At 60.3% G+C, this 18,955-nt stretch carries 23 protein-coding genes; 14 read left to right on the top strand and 9 right to left on the bottom strand.

The window, feature by feature from the left end; genetic code table 11:
• The first annotated feature begins 447 nt into the window (after positions 1 to 447).
• The 4 genes from EN874_RS06410 (at position 448) to EN874_RS06395 (ending at position 5,146) form a co-directional block, all read left to right on the top strand.
• A complete protein-coding gene (locus tag EN874_RS06410; protein WP_127424493.1) occupies positions 448 to 1,089 on the top strand; it encodes a hypothetical protein in 642 nt (213 codons plus the stop codon).
• 3 nt (positions 1,090 to 1,092) lie between these two features.
• The gene (locus tag EN874_RS06405) at positions 1,093 to 1,578 is read left to right on the top strand and encodes a hypothetical protein (RefSeq protein ID WP_127424492.1); all 486 of its coding nucleotides are present in this window, start codon (positions 1,093 to 1,095) and stop codon (positions 1,576 to 1,578) included.
• 27 nt (positions 1,579 to 1,605) lie between these two features.
• Positions 1,606 to 2,037: a hypothetical protein gene (locus tag EN874_RS06400; RefSeq protein WP_127424491.1), complete on the top strand. Its 432-nt coding sequence runs from the start codon at positions 1,606 to 1,608 to the stop codon at positions 2,035 to 2,037.
• A gap of 457 nt (positions 2,038 to 2,494) precedes the next feature.
• Positions 2,495 to 5,146 carry a NosD domain-containing protein gene (locus tag EN874_RS06395; protein WP_127424490.1) on the top strand — a complete coding sequence of 884 codons (2,652 nt, stop codon included), beginning with the start codon at positions 2,495 to 2,497 and terminating at the stop codon, positions 5,144 to 5,146.
• 66 nt (positions 5,147 to 5,212) lie between these two features.
• Here the strand turns inward: EN874_RS06395 and EN874_RS06390 are convergent, their stop codons facing one another.
• From EN874_RS06390 to EN874_RS06375, 4 genes are all read right to left on the bottom strand, one after another.
• Positions 5,213 to 6,316, bottom strand: a complete 1,104-nt coding sequence (locus tag EN874_RS06390; RefSeq protein ID WP_127424489.1) for an acyltransferase — start codon at positions 6,314 to 6,316, stop codon at positions 5,213 to 5,215.
• A 128-nt stretch (positions 6,317 to 6,444) separates the two neighbouring features.
• Positions 6,445 to 7,239, bottom strand: a complete 795-nt coding sequence (locus tag EN874_RS06385) for a hypothetical protein (protein WP_127424488.1) — start codon at positions 7,237 to 7,239, stop codon at positions 6,445 to 6,447.
• Positions 7,239 to 9,293 (bottom strand): glycosyltransferase, encoded by a 2,055-nt coding sequence (locus EN874_RS06380; RefSeq protein WP_127424487.1) that lies wholly within the window; start codon positions 9,291 to 9,293, stop codon positions 7,239 to 7,241. The genes EN874_RS06385 and EN874_RS06380 overlap by 1 nt, the downstream gene beginning before the upstream one ends.
• A 25-nt stretch (positions 9,294 to 9,318) precedes the next feature.
• Entirely contained in the window at positions 9,319 to 10,428 is a 1,110-nt protein-coding gene (locus EN874_RS06375; protein WP_168247376.1) for a class I SAM-dependent methyltransferase, read from the bottom strand.
• 876 nt (positions 10,429 to 11,304) lie between these two features.
• Here EN874_RS06375 and EN874_RS06370 point away from each other — a divergent pair.
• From EN874_RS06370 to msrA, 7 genes are all read left to right on the top strand, one after another.
• A complete protein-coding gene (locus EN874_RS06370; RefSeq protein WP_127424485.1) occupies positions 11,305 to 12,015 on the top strand; it encodes a glycosyl hydrolase 108 family protein in 711 nt (236 codons plus the stop codon).
• On the top strand, positions 12,012 to 12,215 hold the full coding sequence (locus EN874_RS06365) for a hypothetical protein (protein WP_127417028.1): 204 nt from the start codon (positions 12,012 to 12,014) through the stop codon (positions 12,213 to 12,215). The genes EN874_RS06370 and EN874_RS06365 overlap by 4 nt, the downstream gene beginning before the upstream one ends.
• 104 nt (positions 12,216 to 12,319) lie before the next feature.
• Positions 12,320 to 12,559, top strand: coding sequence for an ABC transporter permease (locus tag EN874_RS06360; RefSeq protein WP_127424484.1), 240 nt, complete (start codon positions 12,320 to 12,322; stop codon positions 12,557 to 12,559).
• Positions 12,544 to 12,738, top strand: coding sequence for a hypothetical protein (locus EN874_RS06355; RefSeq protein ID WP_127424483.1), 195 nt, complete (start codon positions 12,544 to 12,546; stop codon positions 12,736 to 12,738). The genes EN874_RS06360 and EN874_RS06355 overlap by 16 nt, the downstream gene beginning before the upstream one ends.
• Positions 12,738 to 13,061, top strand: a complete 324-nt coding sequence (locus tag EN874_RS06350) for a hypothetical protein (protein ID WP_127424482.1) — start codon at positions 12,738 to 12,740, stop codon at positions 13,059 to 13,061. Before EN874_RS06355 ends, EN874_RS06350 begins: the two co-directional genes overlap by 1 nt.
• A gap of 147 nt (positions 13,062 to 13,208) precedes the next feature.
• Positions 13,209 to 13,418 (top strand): hypothetical protein, encoded by a 210-nt coding sequence (locus EN874_RS06345; protein WP_127424481.1) that lies wholly within the window; start codon positions 13,209 to 13,211, stop codon positions 13,416 to 13,418.
• A 164-nt stretch (positions 13,419 to 13,582) separates the two neighbouring features.
• Positions 13,583 to 14,101: a peptide-methionine (S)-S-oxide reductase MsrA gene (gene msrA / locus EN874_RS06340; protein ID WP_127424480.1), complete on the top strand. Its 519-nt coding sequence runs from the start codon at positions 13,583 to 13,585 to the stop codon at positions 14,099 to 14,101.
• Between the two features lie 126 nt (positions 14,102 to 14,227).
• Here msrA and EN874_RS06335 read toward each other — a convergent pair whose 3' ends face one another.
• On the bottom strand, positions 14,228 to 14,422 hold the full coding sequence (locus EN874_RS06335) for a hypothetical protein (RefSeq protein ID WP_095778310.1): 195 nt from the start codon (positions 14,420 to 14,422) through the stop codon (positions 14,228 to 14,230).
• A gap of 168 nt (positions 14,423 to 14,590) precedes the next feature.
• Between EN874_RS06335 and EN874_RS06330 the strand changes: the two genes are divergently transcribed.
• Positions 14,591 to 14,860, top strand: a complete 270-nt coding sequence (locus EN874_RS06330; RefSeq protein ID WP_127424479.1) for a hypothetical protein — start codon at positions 14,591 to 14,593, stop codon at positions 14,858 to 14,860.
• Between the two features lie 23 nt (positions 14,861 to 14,883).
• Here the strand turns inward: EN874_RS06330 and EN874_RS06325 are convergent, their stop codons facing one another.
• Positions 14,884 to 15,429, bottom strand: a complete 546-nt coding sequence (locus EN874_RS06325; RefSeq protein WP_127424478.1) for a hypothetical protein — start codon at positions 15,427 to 15,429, stop codon at positions 14,884 to 14,886.
• Here EN874_RS06325 and EN874_RS06320 point away from each other — a divergent pair.
• A complete protein-coding gene (locus tag EN874_RS06320; RefSeq protein ID WP_127424477.1) occupies positions 15,428 to 15,688 on the top strand; it encodes a hypothetical protein in 261 nt (86 codons plus the stop codon). The two genes, EN874_RS06325 and EN874_RS06320, sit on opposite strands and share 2 nt — an antisense overlap.
• A gap of 296 nt (positions 15,689 to 15,984) precedes the next feature.
• Here the strand turns inward: EN874_RS06320 and EN874_RS06315 are convergent, their stop codons facing one another.
• The 3 genes from EN874_RS06315 to EN874_RS06305 all read right to left on the bottom strand — a co-directional run bounded on the left by EN874_RS06315 (position 15,985) and on the right by EN874_RS06305 (position 17,036).
• The gene (locus tag EN874_RS06315) at positions 15,985 to 16,437 is read right to left on the bottom strand and encodes a GFA family protein (protein WP_127424476.1); all 453 of its coding nucleotides are present in this window, start codon (positions 16,435 to 16,437) and stop codon (positions 15,985 to 15,987) included.
• A 93-nt stretch (positions 16,438 to 16,530) separates the two neighbouring features.
• A complete protein-coding gene (locus EN874_RS06310) occupies positions 16,531 to 16,818 on the bottom strand; it encodes a hypothetical protein (RefSeq protein ID WP_127424475.1) in 288 nt (95 codons plus the stop codon).
• A 50-nt stretch (positions 16,819 to 16,868) separates the two neighbouring features.
• Complete coding sequence (locus EN874_RS06305; RefSeq protein ID WP_127424474.1) at positions 16,869 to 17,036, bottom strand: Thivi_2564 family membrane protein; 168 nt, start codon at positions 17,034 to 17,036, stop codon at positions 16,869 to 16,871.
• Positions 17,037 to 17,640: 604 nt separating this feature from the next.
• Between EN874_RS06305 and EN874_RS06300 the strand changes: the two genes are divergently transcribed.
• Positions 17,641 to 18,867 carry an anion transporter gene (locus EN874_RS06300; protein WP_127424473.1) on the top strand — a complete coding sequence of 409 codons (1,227 nt, stop codon included), beginning with the start codon at positions 17,641 to 17,643 and terminating at the stop codon, positions 18,865 to 18,867.
• The last annotated feature ends 88 nt before the right edge of the window (positions 18,868 to 18,955 follow it).

Below are 18,955 nucleotides of genomic sequence, written 5' to 3'. Positions count from 1 at the left end.
CCAGTGTCAGGCGCAACAGGTCGCTCGCCGATCTGATGCCGCGCGGGCGCAGGAACGCCTTCGTCTCGCGAGCACTTCCTGCGATCAACTCTTCCCCGCCGAGAAGCTCAATCGTCTCGGCCCAGCCGTCATCAACAAGCGATTCGTGTGTCATCCCAGCGTAGAATCACAATCGATTCCGCGCCGCAATCCCTATCTTAGCGCCTATGCCTTGTGGGGGGAGATGTCCGGCAGGACAAGGGGGTGCGGTCCCGCCAGCTTCTCCGAGACTTCGTAGGGCGCAGTCTCGGCTCCGCCGAGCCGCCTCTCCCCACGATCATGGGGCGAAGAAATCAATCTCGGGCGCCTCGTTCCTTCGAGCCCCGCTCTGCCCTGCCGGGGCATCTCCGCCACGAGGGAGATTGGCCCTCCGCCCCCCGCTCTCCACCCCACCCAAGGAACCCATCCATGACCCCCCATGCCGAAGCTCTCGGCAGGGCGCGGACGGCTGCGGATTTCGCCGCCGTCATCGCCTTGCTCGACACCGACCTCTCACAAGCCGTAGCCAGCCGCCAGGCCCTGAAGCAGGCCGAGGACCGCGCCATTTTCGGCGACGGCGACCTCGCCGCCGCGCGCGCCGCGCTCGACGACTGCAACGACACCATTGTCGTGCTGGAAAAAGCCATCGCCGCCGCCAGCGGCCGCCACGCCACCGCCGCCGAGGCCGAAGCGCGCACGGACATCGAGGCGCTGGCCGACGAGATCGAAGGCAAGGCGGCACTGCTCGGCGCGCGCTGGCGCGCCGCCCGCAGGCTGGTCGAGGAACTGCGCGAGGAACTGTTCGAGGCCGACACGCTGTCGCGCGCCATTGCCACCGCCAACGGCCTGTTCGACGCCGCCGGCCTGCCGCGCCTGAAGGTGAGCCTTGCCGCCACCCGCCGCGCCGCCATGACCGGCCCGCGCGCGGCGGCGCCAGCGCGCCTCAGCCGCGCCGGCCTGGCGGCCGACCGGCTGCTCCTTTCGCTGATCAATACAGGCGGCGCGCTCGATCCCCGCCCGGCGCTGCGCGCGCCTGTGGCCGGCTCGGCCAAGAAACCCAAGCGAGGCTGAACCATGTGCACATTAGCTCTTCTCGGCACGGCCATCTCGGTCGGCGGCGCCCTTGTGCAGGGCGCCCAGCAGCAGCAATTGGCGAACTACCAGGCCAAGGCCTACGAACAGCAGGCGCAGGCCGACGCGCAAAGCGCCGCCTTCGAGCAGAGACAGGAACGCCGCAGGCAGGACCTGCTCGAGGCCCAGGCGCGCGCCCAGGCCGGCGCTTCCGGCGTCGGCATCGCGGGATCGCCGACCGAGGTCCTGGCGGCCAACGCCCGCCAGGGCCAAGTCGACCTCAATGCGACCCGATACAGCTCGAAGCTGCGCCAGAACAATCTCAACACCCAGGCCGCCATCTCGCGCTTCCAGGGCAAGCAGGCGATGACGGCCTCGATCTTCAAGGCCGGCGGCAGCCTGATCGATGGGCTGTCAGGCCTCTACGATCCGGCGAGGTCCGTGACCTTCGGCGGGTCGTCACTCTCGCCTCGGGCGGCAGGGCCATAATCGGCGGCTATACGGGTCTCTACTGAAATGGTTCATGTCATTCCTCTTTTGGTCGGCGAGCGCCGGCTCGATACCGGCAATGCGGTGCAGTACCCGGACTCCTCGCCAGTGGGCGAGGCGGTCCAGCAGCTCGGCGACCACTGGCAGGCGGTTGCCGAGCGCTACGATCAGCGCAAGGCGCAGCAGCTGGCCTTTGACATCGAGATCTCGGCCCGCAGGCTGAATGACGAGATCGCCAAGGCCGAAGCCGCCGCGATCGCAAATGCGCCGGCCGACGGCGTCGGCTTTCACGACATGATGTATGGTCAGGTCGATCCGCACACCGGCCAGGTGGTGAAAACCGGCTGGTTCGACACGCTGTTCGGCAATTTCCTGAAGCAGGCGCCGCCCGAGCTGCGTCCCGGTCTTGTATCCCATCAGCTGAGGTCGAGTCTTATGACGGCAGATAACGAGGGTTAAGGCGGCTTCACTGAACATCGATATCCAGGCTGGCCCAATAGATTCCGGGAGCGTTGAGATGTGCTCGCTAGCCGCTTCAATTCCTCGACCAAAAATCTTGCCGCTGCCCGGCCCCCCCGCCGTTCCGCGCGCTCTGACCAAGTCTCCGCCGCGAGCCTGCCTGTAACCGATTGTTGTTCTCCGCGAAGGCTACCTTGCGATAGTCTTGTAGCACAACGGTCACGACAATCCCGAACTCGAGTTCCTTAAAGCACGCCCTTAAGGCAGCTTTCGAGAGAGTTTCCGGCCGATCCAGGTCGTACGACCGCGCCGCATGGCAATGCAAGCACCGCCATTGCGGCGAGAAAATTTACCCTGTCGCATGACCGCCGTGGGGCGTTCAGCGCTCCGGCCAAGCCACTAGACCGCCCAATTCTCAGCCTCGCTTTCGCGGGGCTTTTTTCATGGAGCAAGCCTTATGTCGCGACCTGCAACTGCCGCCGTTCGTCTGTTGACCGGCGAACGCGAACCCGTGCGCCTGGCGACGACTGCCAACATCGACGTCGACGCTGGCGGCTTGCTGGTCATTGACGGTGTGCCGACCGAAGTCGGCGACCGCATCCTAGTCAAAGACCAGACCGACGGCTCAGAGAACGGCATCCGCACGGTCTCGGCAGGTCAGTGGTATCGGGCGGCCGACGCCCGCACGGCTCGCACCCTGCAGAAGGGCACGACGGTTGCAGTGCAGGAAGGCGCCATCAACGCAAACAAGACATTCCGCTTCAACACGCTGGATCCCGTGATCGGCGATGACCCGATCAGCATTGTCGAATATCCCCTTGGCGGAACGGCGCCGGCGGTCGCGCGCGACTACATCGACGCGCCGGTCTATGTGGCCGACCGCGCCGCGCTCGCGGCGCTCGACACCGGCAGGGACAAGGTTGCCCTTATCTGGAACGAGGGCGGGCGGAACGGTATCTTTGTGTTTGATGCCTCCAATCAGGCCGTGAATGTCACAAACGATCCCTGGCAGGGTGTGCTGGTCGCGCCGTCCTCCGACGCCAGCGGGGCCTCAGGCGCATGGCGCCGCATCGATCTCGTCTCCGGCTCAGGCGCGGTAAGGGCCATATCGCCGCTGTGGTTCGGCGTCACCTTGAATGGCGCCGACAGCGCCGCCGCGTTCTCGGCCTTCCTGGATTTCCTCGTCTACACCGGCATCGCCGGGGAACTCCCTGCGGGCACCATCACGCTGGGGTCCAGGATCACCAAGTACATCGGCGCGGCTGGCCTGGCTCTTGGCGGGCAGGGCGAGGACATTTCGATCCTCGTTTGGACCAGCAGCGACGGCGGTCTGGACATCACCTCCACCCACGCCGCCGGAAAGGTCCAGTGGTCCCGCCAGGTCGAGCTGCACCATTTCAGCATCAAGACCAGCCAGGCAAGCGGCGGCACGGCGATCTCGCACACCATCAGCCCTATCAGCGCTTCTTCCACCTCCATCATGTTCGACTACCATGACCTGAGCATCCAGGGGCTGGATGTGGACGCCGACTACTGGGACAACTGCATTGTCGTTACGGATGGATGGAACGGCACGATTGAGCGATGTAGCATCAAGGGCATTGCCGGGGATAACCAGTCGCCATTCGAAATGAACGACGCCATCAAGCTGTTGCGGTGCAATGATTGCCATGTGACTGGCAACCACATCTACCACGCCAAAGTCGGCGTCCACTGCACGTCTGACTTATCCTCCTACGGAGATGGATTTGTCGTTTCCGACAACCGTATCGTGGGGGTGGACAAAGGGATTCTCGCAGACAGCAGCGTGGCTAACGCTTGGTTCGGGATCTGCAACAACCATGTGAATGCCTATGTTCGCGGTATTGACCTCACCAATGTCGTCTATACTCCGATCGCCGATAACACGGTGTTTAAGACCAATTTTTCGTCACAGGCTGATTGGCCGGGCATCTACATGTCCAACGCCCACTTCAACATCGTGACGGGCAACACGATCTCAACGCCAGATGCTCCCTCGGGGGTCAACAACTTCGGCATTTTCCTGACCGGCGGTGCAGACAACATCATCGCCGACAATTCATTCAACAACACGACTGGTGGGTTCTTCTGCATCTACCAAGCGTCAAGTACCACTCGAAACACCATTCATGGCAACATTGGGGACGGCACCGTTGACGCGATCGTTGGTGGCGACGGCAGTGCTGGCCAGAGCTACATTAGTGACAACCACCCAGTGACGAACCTCACTACGGCAGCCAGCAACGACACTACGCCTTCCGTTGGGCAAGCCATTAATGGCGTTCTCGTTACAGCCAATGCCATTGCGACCGGCATCACCAACTTTGATGACGGCTACGAAGGGCTTGAGCTTGAGGTCCGCATCGGCGATGCGAACACCACTTTCGTGAATAGCGCATCCCTAGCCTTGCGTGGCGCGCAGAATACGTCGCCACCAAACGGGGCTATACTGACGTTCCGCAAGGTGGGAAGTGCGTGGATTGAGACCGGACGCAGCTATCCTGTGGGCAGCGTCATCATCGGCAGCTACGTCAAGACCGCCCAAAGCCCGATCCATGCGTATGCCTCTGCCAACTCCCTGCAGATCGTGCAAAGGTTGGAGAACGACAGTGGTGCCTCGCCAACTGCGGCGCTGGGCTTTCAGGTCACAAACTCCGGCTCCGAAACGCGCTCCGCCAAAGCCGGCTTTGGGCTCACCCGCAATGCGGCCAACGGGCGGGGACAACTCGGCGTCTATCTCAGGGCCACCAACGATAATTCCGATTTCAATTTGGCCGACCTAAAATCCGGATGGAACGCTGCAGGCCTATTCCATAGCTTCATGGGAACCACGGTGGCCAGCGCCTCAATTATTGTGCCGACCGGCAACCTCTTCCACGTGTCGGGTACAACCAATATCACCACGATTGACGGCACGGGTATTATCGCCGGCACGACAATCCGCATGATCTTCGACGGCATCCTCACGGTCACCACGGGCAGCAATCTGAAGATGGCCGGAAACTTCACCACCTCCGCATCTGACATGCTTCTTATGACCTGGGACGGCACCAATTGGTATGAGGAAGGCCGGTCGGCGAACGCATGATTCTGCCGACTGAAGGATTTTCCGTCATCAAACTTGTCGCCGATCAATATGCGCGCTCACAGTGGACTAGAACAGTGTCCCCGCTAGGCAGATTAGCAAGAATGCGGCGATGTAGGCCGTTCCCCATGCTCGCCTTGTCGCATCGCTTGCAGAGTTCACTCGACGGCGCAGGAGCCTATAAGCTGCAACGTCGAGCGAGCCGAACAGCCAAGTGACGAGAGCGACTGACACAAGGGAAAGCAGCCATATCCGCGTCGGATGCTGATAGCCGGCGAAGGTCTGAAACAGTAGCCACAACACAGTGCAGTGGAGAAGATAGGTGGCGTAGCTCCAGTCTCCGAATTTGATAGCTAGATGGGAAAGCCAATTTTTCCCTTCGATCTGTGGCAACTGAGCGACGGCACCTACCAGTAGGACACAAGCCAACCCGCCCGCCCACCTGAGCGTTGCCTGATTATCGTGGATCGTGACCACCACAAGCGGCAGTCCGATAAGCAGCGTAAGCGGCCAGAAGGCGACTGTTTTCATCAGCCGTGGCAAAAACAGGCCGGCGGCGAATGCTATGTTCATGGACGACAACAACACGGTCGTAAGCGGCGGATTGATCGATTCCTGCCAAGCTGGCGCGAACACAGTCGTTGCGAGCACCGCCGCCAACCAGGCGCCAGCGAACCACTCGACCCATTTCGCGAGTTCCGCCCAGGACAGAGCGAACAAGACGACATAGAATGCCGTTTCGAAGACCAGCGTCCATTCGATGCCTAATGTTCCGGGCGCAAAACCGGGAACCAGGGTCATTCCCAACATGTCAATCTCTGGCCGCCACGGCATGAAGCAGAGCAAGGTTATCGAGAGTGTCGCGGCCATATAGTACGGCGGATAGATCCTCACGGCTCGATGCAGGATGAACGTCCAAGCATCGTTCCGATGGATTAAGTCACCCATGAGGAACCCGGATATCGCGAAGAAGATGGCGACGCCGTAAAAACCCCATTGGCCATCGAACGCGTCGGCAGCGATGCTCGGACCAACAAAAACCTGCAAATAATGTTGCGAGTGATAGAGGGCGACAAATCCTGCAGCGACAGCCCTTAAGACTTGGATGTTATTATATTTTTGTTTTGCCGCTTGTTGGGCTTTAGAGGTTCTTTCCCAAAGTACTTGATCCATTGAAATGCAGGCTGCCTCACTTCTGGCAACGGCCACTAGCACACCCGTCCCCGCAGCCCAAGGGCTACCAAATGGCTAGGTCCATTTGCCCAACAGTTTTGCTCCCATTACCCACAAGTCCGCATCCCCTATATCCAATCATCGGGGAAAATCCCAAACCCCGGCTTGATATAATCGCCCCACGTCGAGCCAGATATCTCTTTTTTACGCTCGAAACTCATTGCGTTATACATCCGCGTGACGTTGTCATGCACCAAGAGGTTCTCTTGCAGCCCTTGGCGGAATGTTTTGCTGTCCGGCCATCGCGGCACCGGATAACCGCGACCATCGCCGCCGACGACGAGAACGGACATACCGCGCTCGAAGAATTGTCGAGTGAAACTATTAGGGCCGCTTTCGACATGGAAGGCGCTTAGCTTATCCGGGATGCGGTTGGGAAACAGGTGTAAAAGATCCAAGCGCCGCATGATCAGCGCGGTTGACCTGAGGTGCACATTGGGGAAAGGCGGGATTCTGGAGTCCAATCCATTTAGCGATTCGAACGATCCAGTTGCGCCAACCGCACCTATGTTCGGCCCCAGATTATTGAAAAGCTTGGCCATCCAGGCATCCGAGTTGGGTTCTGAATTCGAGTTGAGCAGTCCTACATATTCGTGCGTCAGACCCTCTGCGGCGACTCGGTAGGCCCCAAGGTCGAAATTGTCGTCATCGGTCGAGATCGCTTCGTGCCGGATGTTGCTGAAAATTGCCTTGGCATCGCCAAGGTCGGCGTCGTCATCGAATCCCTTGAAGATTATGAACAGGTCATGGTCAGCGCCAGGGTGATGCTTTTTGTACGCTGCCACAAAGCGCCTGAACTTTGACAGCGAGTCAACATCCCGACCTCGGGCGACATAGAAGAACGCAAGTCTACCGTTCGACATCATAGCTGCCTTGGGTTCATGGCGATTCGGTAACTCGCCGGTAATGTGTCGAAGGGTTCTTCGTTATAATAGGGGTCGAACGCCGCCATCGCACCCCATCGATCGCCGAAATAATCAGCCTCTGACGGTTCAAGCTTTGCATCTCGCGACTGGGACTCGAAATGTGTTAGTTCAGCGAATGGGGTATAAACAGCCGTCAGCCCTAAACTGCGGACTTTCAAACAAAAATCGACGTCATTGTAACTGATAGCCAGATCTTCGGTGTAGCCGCCGACCTTTCTATAGACATCGGTGCGTGTCATCATGCAGGCGCCAGTCACGGCCGAATAGTTTCTGACTGCGCAGGTGCTAAAGAAGTAACCGAGGTCGTCGCGCACCATTTTTCGCCGCACGTGGTCAGGACGCCCAGAGTTGATGACTACGCCAACGTGCTGCGTGGTTTCGTCCGGATAGAGCAACTTTGCGCCGACTACGCCAACATGCGGCTTAGCAAATTGATCAAGCATCCGATCTATCCAAACCGGCACCAATGGCTCGATATCGTCGTTCATCAAAAGGAGGTATTCGCCCTGGGCCTGGTCAGCGCCGAGATTCAATTTGGCCGCAACGTTGAATTCCGGTTCGGTGAAGGTGGCCATCTTGCAATTGAATTGCGCAAGCGTCCGGAACTGGTCGCCGGAGAGATCGCCGTTGTCGACTATGATGAACTCGATGTTCTTGTAGTCTGACTGAGCTATCCGCTCGACGCAGTTCACAATGAGGTCAATGGAGCGGCCTTCGACAGTCACCACATTGCCCGCGGTCGGGATTACGATGGAAATGAGCGGCTTTTCGGCCCATGTCAGCTCAGACCTGTAGGCCCCGATGCCATTGCTGATCGCGCGAACTACACCCTGCCGACCGGTTCTCCTTAGTCGCCCTTGGATCGCCGCGACATCTTCTTTCTCATCTACATCGTTGTATCGCGTATGCAACAGCACCCGACGCAAATGCTCGATGTGCTTCGCAGTTTCTGTAAATCGTAGCACGAAGTCGTAGTTTCCCGCCGAGCGTTTGAAAATTTCTATCGCCAGCGGTAGCCGGAAGCATGCAGCGCGGCCAATATAGTTGAAGGACTCAATATAATCAGGGCTCCAGTCCGGCTTGAAGAATGGGTTGAATCTGCGGCCGCCTTCAAGGTGGTCCTCGTCAGCGTAAAACATATCCGCCTTGGGTTGGGCATTGATAGCAGAGGCAAACCGGTAAAGTGCCGTTTTATGGAGCTCATCGCCAGCGCGCAGCCAAATTAGGAATTTCGGGTCCGGCGGGTCGGTTTCGACCGGAAGCAGATTGGCAACGCCGTTGGCGACCGCGAAGCGGTCGTAAACTTGGTTGCGAAGGGATTTTATCGTCATCTCGCGCGAGTCGCTGTCATCACCTTCGATGTAGACAATGAACTTCGGGCGGTAGACCATAACGTCTATATGCCGTCGAAACTCTTCGATCTCATAGGGCAGTTGCTGGGCCTCACGGAGCAGCGAGCGTCGATAATGCCGACCCGGGTCGGCCGGGGGAAGGCCCTGAAACCGACCCACCCGAAGATAATGGGCTAGCGGGAGCTCATCGCCAAGCTCTTCCTTTCCGATCTGATCAGCGTACCAACCGGTATCGAAAGCCGGCGATGGGTTTCGCCTCTCGAGCGATCCGTATTCGACGTAGTGGATGAACGGGTTGACTCCGGCGCGTGGCACATCGGGATACTTGTCCATATACCAAGACGGACTGAAGTATTCATTTGGCTGGCGATGATCCCGAATGCCGCTTGTCCCGTAATGCTCAACAGGATCGATGCCCGACCGGGCAACGTCCGGGTAGGCTATCAGATACCAATCTTTGTCGACCAATCCTGCCTCCCGGAAGCGCGGGTAAAAGCCGGCCAGAACACCAGATGGTTTCCATCGAGACCCGATGGCACGACGGATGACGCGTTTTAATTCGTCAGGCATCGCAGCCCACGTTACCCGCACCGCCGCCCTCGTGGCGCGACGTAGAACATGTTTCAACTTGCCAAGCATTTCCGTCCCTAAAAATCGGAATGGGTTACGTTGACCGCCGACGGATTGCCGTCAGTGCTCGTCGGATCGGCGCGGTTATCTTCCAGGACGTGCTGTTTCTTAAGGCGGCGATCTCGCCTTGCAGCTTCTGCAGCGCCTCGCTGGCAGATTTCAACTCGGAATTGGATAACTTCAACGCCTCGCCGGCGGACCTTAGCTCGGCATTGGATGACTTCAATGATGCATGAAGTTTTTCCATCTCGCGCCGGCCGTCAGAAACCTCGGATCGCAGTCGTTCGATCTCGCCGATGTTATCCAGCGCCGAGGCTGTGACGTTCACGAATTGCTCTTGTTTTTCCGTCGCGCCCGTCAGTCTGTCAGCGATATGAAGGTCCGCAACCAACTCAGGGCCTCCTGAGCGAAAAGCAGCCGCGCCGCCGTTCACTTTGAAAATATGGCCTGCGATGTGGCGCCTGTTCTCTTTGCGCCCGACGCCTTTGCGAACAATGCAGATCGAATTGGCGAAGGCGATCTCATCGATGTCAAGATCGACATCGCTCAAGGCGATACTGTAGCGCTCGGCATAGCTCTTCAGCAGGTTGAAATCGGTGCGGCTGTTTCGCCAGAACTCCTTGTTCACGACATCGGCAAGGAGCTTGAAAAAACCCATGGAGCTGAGTTCGAGATCAGAGCTGCCACCAAAGTCTTCCCAATAGGACGTGTGAAGGTCTTCCACCACGTAGGCGCCGCCAGGCTTGATGCTGGGAAAATACAAGGCGAATGATTGGATGACATCGCTCACCATATGTGAGCCGTCGTCCACTATGATATCGAAGGTCGCCGTATCGGCAAGGATCGCCTCCCTGGTCTCGACAGAGTTCGCGTCACCGATAAAGACAGCTATCCGGTCATCCTGAAATGTGAGTTCGCTGCACCTGTCGTCGATGTCGCAGCCCAAAATACGCGTGGCGCTTTTAAAGTACTTTCCCCAGATTTCCAGGGAGCCGCCGTTCTGCACGCCTATCTCCAACAGCGTGATCGGCTGCTGCCGATAGCGAGCAAAATGACTGTCGTAAGTGGCAAAATATGTGGCCCACTTGTCTGAGCCCAACCCATCGTGAGCGTCGAAAATTTCCTGAAGCGTCGGCAGCTTCATATTCTCTCCCATCTGAGTAAGGGCGACCCTGGAGCCAAGCCGCAGCCCCGCTTAGAACCAAAACCTGGCGCTAAAGCAACCCCGAACGGTTATCAAATCTGACGATCTGGGTCCGCGCTAGTGGTCGATCGATTCCCATTTGACAAGAACTGCCGGTGGATCCGGGCGGGAAGGACACGTCATCGACTGTTCGAATCCGAAGATGGTTGGTCGGGCGACTCCGCAAAAGCGTTGCCTTCAACCGCCAAGGCCGATGCACCAGGCCGATCCGGGGAAGATCACGGGGTGCGCAGATCGCGGCCGTCTATCGGTGCTTGAACCGGGAGGGGATGGCCGGCACTCGAGCTGCCCATGGCGGTTTCAGGCGGTTGCGCCCCGCTCGACCAGGTGTGTTGGAGCCCAAAGTGTGGAAATGCTCTCGGGCGCGTCTGTTTACCCCTGAGAGCTATTCGATGTTGAATTTTGCCGGCGCGGCAGGACCTATCCTTGGGTCACGCTTTCGATCGTACATTCCTCGACCATTCGTGATCCGCCCGTCCCCTCGCACTCGACGCAGCGCACGCTGGTGCCTGGGCATCTAAGCCGATGCGTGCCCGCCGGGCAGCACTGGCCGTTCGAGCTTCGCCATCTCGGGCATTCGAATATCGTGCCGGTGCCGCCGCAGTCTTGGCACTCGCCTGTTTCGAAAAACGCCAAACCCATTTTGCCCAACCCCCAGGCCTTGCAACGCCGCTGCCCATTCAACCCGGCGGAGCCCAACCGCCATTTTCAGACATTACCATGCGGCAATTAAGGCTTTTCTAAAAAGCTAAATCCACGCGAACGCAATTCGCCGGCAAACTTTTTCCACCCCAATCTGCATCCCAGGAGCCTCCCATGAACCGCAATTTCGCGCGCTCGCTTGCGCTCGTGCTCGAATCCGAAGGCGGCTGGTCGGACAAAAAAGCCGATCCCGGCGGCGCCACCATGAAGGGCGTCACACTCGCCAACTTCCGCCGCTACGTGAAAGCCGACGCCGGCAAGGCCGGCCTGAAGAAGATCACCGATGAACAGGTCGCCACGGTCTATCGGCGTTTCTACTGGGAAGCCGTGCGCGGCTCCGAACTCCCCGACGGCGTCGACTACGCCGTCTTCGATTTCGCCGTGAACAGCGGGCCGCGCCAAGCGGCAAGATCCCTGCAGGCCGTGCTCGGCGTTGCGCAGGACGGCTGCGTCGGGCCGGCCACGCTCGCCGCGGCCAGGGCGAAACCCGCCGGCGCCGTCATCGACACGCTTTGCGATGCGCGTCTCGCCTTCCTGCAGCGGCTGTCGACCTGGCCGACGTTCGGCAAGGGCTGGAGCGCGCGCGTCGCCTCGGTGCGAAGCGAGGCGCTGCTCATCTCGGCGCGGCTTGAGGCGCCCGCCCGGCCGCCGCAGACGCCGACCTCCGCCGCGGGGCAGCCGGCCGTCAGCGCCTCTGGCGGCGACGACCGGCCTTCGCCCCGCAAGGCCGTCGGTGTCCTCGCCCTGGTCGCGCTGGCGTTCGGTTCGGCCGCCGCTTGGGCCGCGCATCTTCCCTGCAATCTCCTTGGAGTCCTCTGCCAATGATCGCCGTCATCATCCGCATCGCGCTGCGCTATGGCGCCGGCGTCCTCGTCGCGCGCGGCCTGCTCGGCGCCGGCGACGCCGCGGCGTTTTCAGCCGATCCCGACATCCAGATGGCGCTCGAAACCGCCGTCGGCCTGGCGCTCAGCCTCGCCGCCGAGGCTTGGTATGCGCTCGCCCACAGATTCCACTGGTCGAAATGAGGTTACAAAATGGTCGAGGTCTTCACCGAACTGCTACGCCAGGCTTTGCCCTGGGTCATCGGCGCGCTGCTCCTTGTAGGCGCGCTCGCCGTGTGGTGGCTGGCATGACGGCGTTCCTGTCCTTCCTCTCCGGCAATCCCGCCATCCTGGGCGTGGTCGCGTCCCTCATTGCGGCTCTCGGCTGGGGCTTTCACCAGAGGCGCGCCGGCGCCAGCGCCGAGCGCGACCGGCAGGCGGCCAGCGAAGCGGCGGCCCGCGATATCGCCGACCAGGTCGACAACGATATCGGCGCGCTGCCCGCCGATGCGGTCAAGAAGGAGTTGAAGTCATGGGCAAGGGACTGATCGCCGCCGCCATCGTCGCAGCGCTCTGCGGCTGCACCACGGCCAAGGGCGGCTTCTGCGAGGTTTCCTCGCCGCTGCGTCTTTCCGGCAGGGCTGTCGATACGCTGTCGGACCAGGAGGCGAGGGCGCTCCTTGCCCACAACCGTAAGGGCGAGAAACTCTGCGGCTGGAGGCCTTGATGCACGACATCTTCGATCTGCTCGGCGTCAAGGGCCAGGTGGTGGCCGCCGGTCTCGCCGGCGGGGTGCTGAGGGCGCTGTCGCGCCATCGCTACAAACTGCGCGAGATGGTGGCCTCGCCGATCTGCGGCGCTTTGGCCGCCGCCTATCTGACGCTGCCCGTTGTCGCCTGGGTTCAGGCGAGCGGCCTGCCGATGCCCGACGCCGCCGACGACACCACCACTTTAGCCGCCGCCTTCCTCATCGGGGTGTCGGCCATGTGGATTTCGGACATCGTCTTCGAGGTGATGGCGCGGAGATTCAAGACGATGAGAGACGAGTGACTGGCGACGCCGCCGTTACAGTAAGCAAAAGAAGCTGAAACATCGAAACCCACAGGCCGGCATTTTTTTGAAACCTCCGTGAACCATTTCATGTCCCCAGGCGACACATCGCTGCGAATAGACACCATTCACTCGTGGAGATTCCAGATGACTGCAATTCTTCGTAATACGCTTCTTGCCTTCGTTGCCGCTTCTGCTTTCGCCGGCTCGGCCATGGCTGACCAGACCGTCACCAACGAATGCAACAACACCTCCACCAACAAGCTCTGGGCTGGACGCTGCTGCGGCACCGGTGACAGCAGCTGTCTGGGCGGCGGCCACGATCAAGATCACGGCCGCGACGGTCGCAAGCGCTGAGGCGCCGAATACCGAAGGCCCGCGGGCTTTCTGCCGGCGGGCCTTTACCTTGAAGGATCCTCCACGACCACCGGTTCGTTGCGGGTTTGGGTTTCCAATCGCTTGAGCGGCTGGAAGAAGCAGGCCACAATCCCCATTTATGGAGAAATCCAAGGAGGTTTGATATGGCTTCTTCCGAACGCGCGGTCCTTGCCGGCGGCTGCTTCTGGGGCATGCAGGATCTGATCCGCCGCTTTCCGGGCGTAATCTCCACGCGTGTCGGCTACAGCGGCGGCGACGTGCCGAACGCAACCTATCGCAATCACGGCACCCATGCCGAGGTGATCGAGATCGTCTTCGATCCGGCCAGGACCAGTTTCCGCACGCTGCTCGAATTCTTTTTCCAGATCCACGACCCGACGACCAGGAACCGTCAGGGCAACGATGTCGGCATGAGCTACCGCTCGGCGATCTTTTACACCAGCGACGAGCAGAAGCGGGTGGCCGAGGATACGATCGCCGATGTGGACGCCTCGGGCCTCTGGCGGGGCGTGGTCGTCACCGAGCTCGCTCCGGCCGGTCCCTTCTGGGAGGCCGAGCCCGAGCATCAGGATTATCTGGAGCGCTACCCAAACGGCTATACCTGCCATTTCGTCCGGCCGGGCTGGAAGCTTCCGGTCCGTGAAAAGGCCGCCGCATCATAAGATAGCGGCTACGCAATAGGTTCTCATGCATGATCGCGCCCGCCGTGCCGAAAGGCATGGCGGGCTTTTTGCGTTTCGGGCGCCGGCCGATACCTTGGCGGCACGCTCCCGGCCGGAACAGTGGCCTCAGCCTTTGGCCCGGCGGTTCTCGTTTTCATGGCTGCCGATCCAATGGGCGCGGATGCGGTCGCTGGCTTCGAGATAGGCCATGTCGATGAGATAGGTCAGAAGCTTTTCGCCATCAGCCTCAGCCTTCTGGCGAAGCTCCCGCAAGATCCCCTGCGCAAACTGCAGGTTTTCCATTTTGCTTGGCTGGTCCATCGGTGCCCCCAATGTCTGCATGGGAAGTTTGGCTGACTATACTTGTACGAAGGTTATGGGTCCGACTCACGGTTAGGCTGTACCCGGTTGCACCCACGCTCGATCAACGAAGCTGTTGGACAACACCCGGAAATGTCGATATTTTACGCCCCCAATCGGATAGTGACCATGCACGAAGACGAGGGCAGCACTCCTGACACGTTGCAAGCCATGCTTGACGTGATTGCCAGGAGCGAGCCCTCTAGTGGGAGCGCACAGGCCGATGTGGGAAGGCTGCAGGCCGACGCCGCCAAAGCCGCCAATGTGCTGATCGAGTTCTATGGCGACGCCGCCCTCGAGCGAGCCAGGCTTATCGAGCGCCGCTCGCCCCAGTCGCATTTCGCACGCTTGGTGACGGCCGAGATCGGCCGGCGCGGCAGGCTTCCGCCTAGAAGCTAGCCCAAGACCTGTCAGAGATCGCCTCAGGAAGATTTGCACCTCCTCGATTTCTCTCCAAGCCTCTGCTGGATCTCTTCCTGGATGTTGTCCAGGAGGTAGGACAGCACGTCGTGCCCGCTCGACTGCGCGATTTCCTTGGCCTGCTCGACATGGTTGTGGATTTCGCGCAGCGAGTGCTCCTCGCACGTGGCGTCCTGCGTCAGGTCGACGAACCAGCCGGGATAGAGCGCTGCCTCGCCCATGCCGTCGACATAGCATTGGCCTACGGCCAGGATCTTGCGCAGCCCCATCTTTTCCGAGCGGACCTTGTAGACCTCGCGGAAGCCTGACCTGCGCTCGATTGCCTTGCGGATCGCCAGGCGGACCCTCGGCTGGTCTTCCCGCTCTATGCTTTGCATCCACCGTTCCAGCGGCGCACCGTGCGAGAATTCGTCGAGTGTCAGGTCGAAATAGGCGGACAGATTGGCGTCGCCATAGACGCGATCGCGCTTGATGTCCCAGGTCCAGAACCCGTCGATCGGTGGATACCGCATATGCATGTTGCGGCTGCGTTCAGGCGCCGGCGTCATGAAAACCGCCCCGTTCGGTTTCAAGATTCGCCAGTACTATGTCGCAAAACTCAAAAGAAACAAAGTTGGCCTTTTGTACGAGATCGGAAATCATAAGGCCTGCTGCTGCTTACATGGCCCTGGCCGCCTATTTGACATGACCAGAAATGCGGATTATGAAAGATTTTCTTTTGCCGAAACAATTTTAACTTCTCTGTCGCAACTGAAGCTTGGTGCTTCATGCGATAAGAAAAAACCTTTGAATTTGAAACAACCTTAAAAGTTGTACTCGTTCGGACGCAACGCCGAGGCCGGGCATTCTATCGTTCTTGCAAGGCCGGCGCGGCAATGCTGATGTGTTGCCTGAGCCGCGCCGGCCGAAGCGGCCTCCAAAAGGTTTCGCCGCGCCGAAGATGCTAGCGGCCGTTGCCATACTGGCAAACCGACCGGTGGTTGAAAATGCGCGACATCAAGAAGAAGATGAGGTCCACGCGGCCGGCGTCCGGCCATTTCAGGGCATATTGCCGGGACCGATGGCTCTTGGTCTGGACTTAAGCCTTGCTGCGTTCTGGGAATTTAGGCTGACCTAAGATACGACTCCTGTCCCGTCTCCGGTTCGCCACGATCGGCCGCCGAATCGGCGACGGTCCGGTCATGCTCGAACTGGCGCGCATCAGGCAGGGGATGCAACCATTGCTCGCGTCGACTGATCCACAGTTCGTAACTGGGTTCCAATCCTTCGGTCGGCGCGACATCCAGGCTGCCGATCATCACCTCGACCTCATCCTCGCGGACCGTCGGCAAGCGGCTGCCGCAGGTCGGACAGAAGCTTCGTCCGCCATAGGTGCTGGTGATTCCCTCGCCTTCGAATGCCTGTCGCGGCCATATAGCAAAGGCCTGATAGGCCGATCCGCTGGTCTTGCGGCAGTCCTTGCAATGGCAAAGGCCGACCCTCAGCGGCTCGCCGGTCACCCGGAACTGGACGCCGCCGCACAGGCAACTGCCGCTGCGCATGATATCGTTGGACATGGCCGTTCCTCCTGCAGCCGGGATATTGATATCACCAGTCGCTACAATTCGCGTGCCACCGCAACGGTTCCGCAACGCGGTTGGAAGCGTCGCTCAACCAGGGAAGTCGAAGACCGGTTCCTCGCAGCGGTAGACGCGGCACGGACCGTCACGGGTCGCCGCGACCGACATCGGGACATCCGGCCAGTCACACTCATTGCCGAATTGGCTCACGAAACGATCATAGGTGTTGGGTCCCGTGGTCAGCACTGCGGCGTGCCGGCCCTGAAACAGCGCCTGCGTCTCGGTACAGGTCATGGTGCGCGTGTCGGGCCGCGCATCGGCGGCACCGGCGGTCCACAACATCGTGCCGGCAACAAGGGCGATCCACAGACTTTTCATCGAGGCACCGCTTCCAGTCATGGCTTTGCGGTGACAGATATGGATCGCCGCTAGAACACCGCAAGGTATCTGAGCAGCGAGAGAATGCCGATGATGATGACGATGACCTGGGCGATCTGCCTTGTGCGGCCGTCGAGCGGCAGGCGCTGGATGAGATAAAGCACCAGGATCACCACAAGGAAGGTGATCAGGATGCCGATGAGGATCGACACACCCATTTGCCTGCCTCCAGTTGGCCCAGGTGGGCTGGTTCCAACGTTGCGGATGCTGGAATGGTTCCAGATCCGAGGAAGACGCGTTCACGCGACGACCGAGAACAGGGCAGAGGTGATCAAGCCATAGGGCGGCGGCCGCTTGCGGGCCGGCCCTGCTGGCAAGCTCCCTGAAACGTGACCCGTCAGGTGTTGCGGCCGTCGCGTCCGGCGCATTCCACACAGACGACGCTATGTCCTGGGCAACTCAGGCGATGCGTCCCTTCCGGGCAGCAATGGCCGTTGGAACCGATCCAGCGGGCGCAAAGGAAGACTTTCCTGGCGCCGTGGCAGCGCAGGCATTCCGTTGAGGGCGTCGGATTCCTCCTGGGCGAGACGCGATGGTCCCCGTCAACGACCGTGTTCATCCGTTTGGTCCCCAACGACTGGATTGCCGGTCCGATTTTTTCAGAAAAGGTTACATTAGCTATCTCAAATGTAAAGCTGCGGGGGACGGCTGGCGCAAGTTTCCAGCGGTCAGCGCTTTCCCTTTGCGCAGCTCTTGCTAAAGGTGATCCGGCAAAAGTGCGGCCCGGGCAGATTCTGCCGGGTGGCGAACGGGGATCTCGCAGTGACGTGGACCGGCGCGAGCGCGCTTTTCATCCTGGTAGCTACCTATGCCGGCGTCGCCGTAGGCCGCATTCCGGGCCTCAGGCTCGATCGCGCCGGCATCGCGCTGCTTGGCGGCGCGGCCATGATCGCCGTCGGCGCGATCAGCATCGAGGACGCCTACGGCGCCATAAACTTCGACACCATCACGCTGCTTCTCGGCATGATGATCGTGGTGGCGCATCTGAAAGTGTCCGGCGCCTTCCGCGCGCTCGGCGGCTTTGCCATCGAACATGCGCATGCGCCCTTCATGCTGCTCATCATGGTGACGGTGCTGACCGGGGTGCTCTCGGCCTTCCTGGTCAATGATGCGATCTGCCTGGTGATGGCACCGATCGTCGTCCACGTTACCCGCGTCATCAAACGCAACCCGGTTCCCTATCTTATCGCCACCTGCACCGCCTCCAATTGCGGCAGCGTCGCCACCATCACCGGTAATCCGCAGAACATGGTCATCGGCGCGCTGTCCGGCATTTCCTATCCCGCCTTCGCCGCGGCGCTTGCACCCGTCGCGCTGTTCGGCCTTGTTGCCGTCATTGTAATCGTGCGCTTCGTCTATCGCGTTGAATTTTCGCGGCCCACCGAACTCAGCCTCGAGGTCTATCGCGGCCGCATGCTGCCCGGCCAGGTGCTGAAGGCGACCATTGTCTGCGTCGCGCTGGCGATAGCCTTCTTCGCTGCTGTCCCCGTCGCCAAGGCGGCGCTGATCGCCGGCGCCTTCCTGCTCGTCACCCGGGCGATCAAGCCGCATCGCATCTACCGCGAGATCGACGGACCGCTGCTCTTCATGTTCGCAGGCCTGTTTGTGGTTGTGGCGGGCGCTGAAAAGACGCTGCTCACCCCCGACATGATCGCCTGGGCAAAGACCATCGGGCTCGACGATGTCTGGCGGCTCTCCGGCTTCACCGCCGTGCTTTCCAACATCATGAGCAATGTGCCGGCGGTGCTGGCGCTGCGGCCCTTCATTCCCGGCCTGGAAAACCCCGAGCGCGCCTGGCTGGTGGTCGCGATGAGCTCGACGCTTGCCGGCAATTTCACGCTGCTCGGCTCGGTCGCCAACCTCATCGTCGCCGAACAGGCAAAAGCGGCCGGCAAGGAATTGGCCTTCACGGCCTTCTTCAAGGTCGGACTGCCGCTGACATTGCTGACGCTTCTTGCCGGCACCGCCTGGCTCGCTTTCACCTCCTGATTTAGGACTTTTCCGCCCGTGGCAAAAATCTGTCATGAGCATCTATCGAATCGATTGCGCAAACGTTTCGATGTCTCTATGGTTTCAT

Source organism: Mesorhizobium sp. M1D.F.Ca.ET.231.01.1.1 (assembly GCF_003999155.2).
GTDB lineage: Bacteria > Pseudomonadota > Alphaproteobacteria > Rhizobiales > Rhizobiaceae > Mesorhizobium.
The sequence above is the reverse complement of the archived record's forward strand: the minus strand, read 5'-3'. Positions and strand labels throughout refer to the sequence as shown.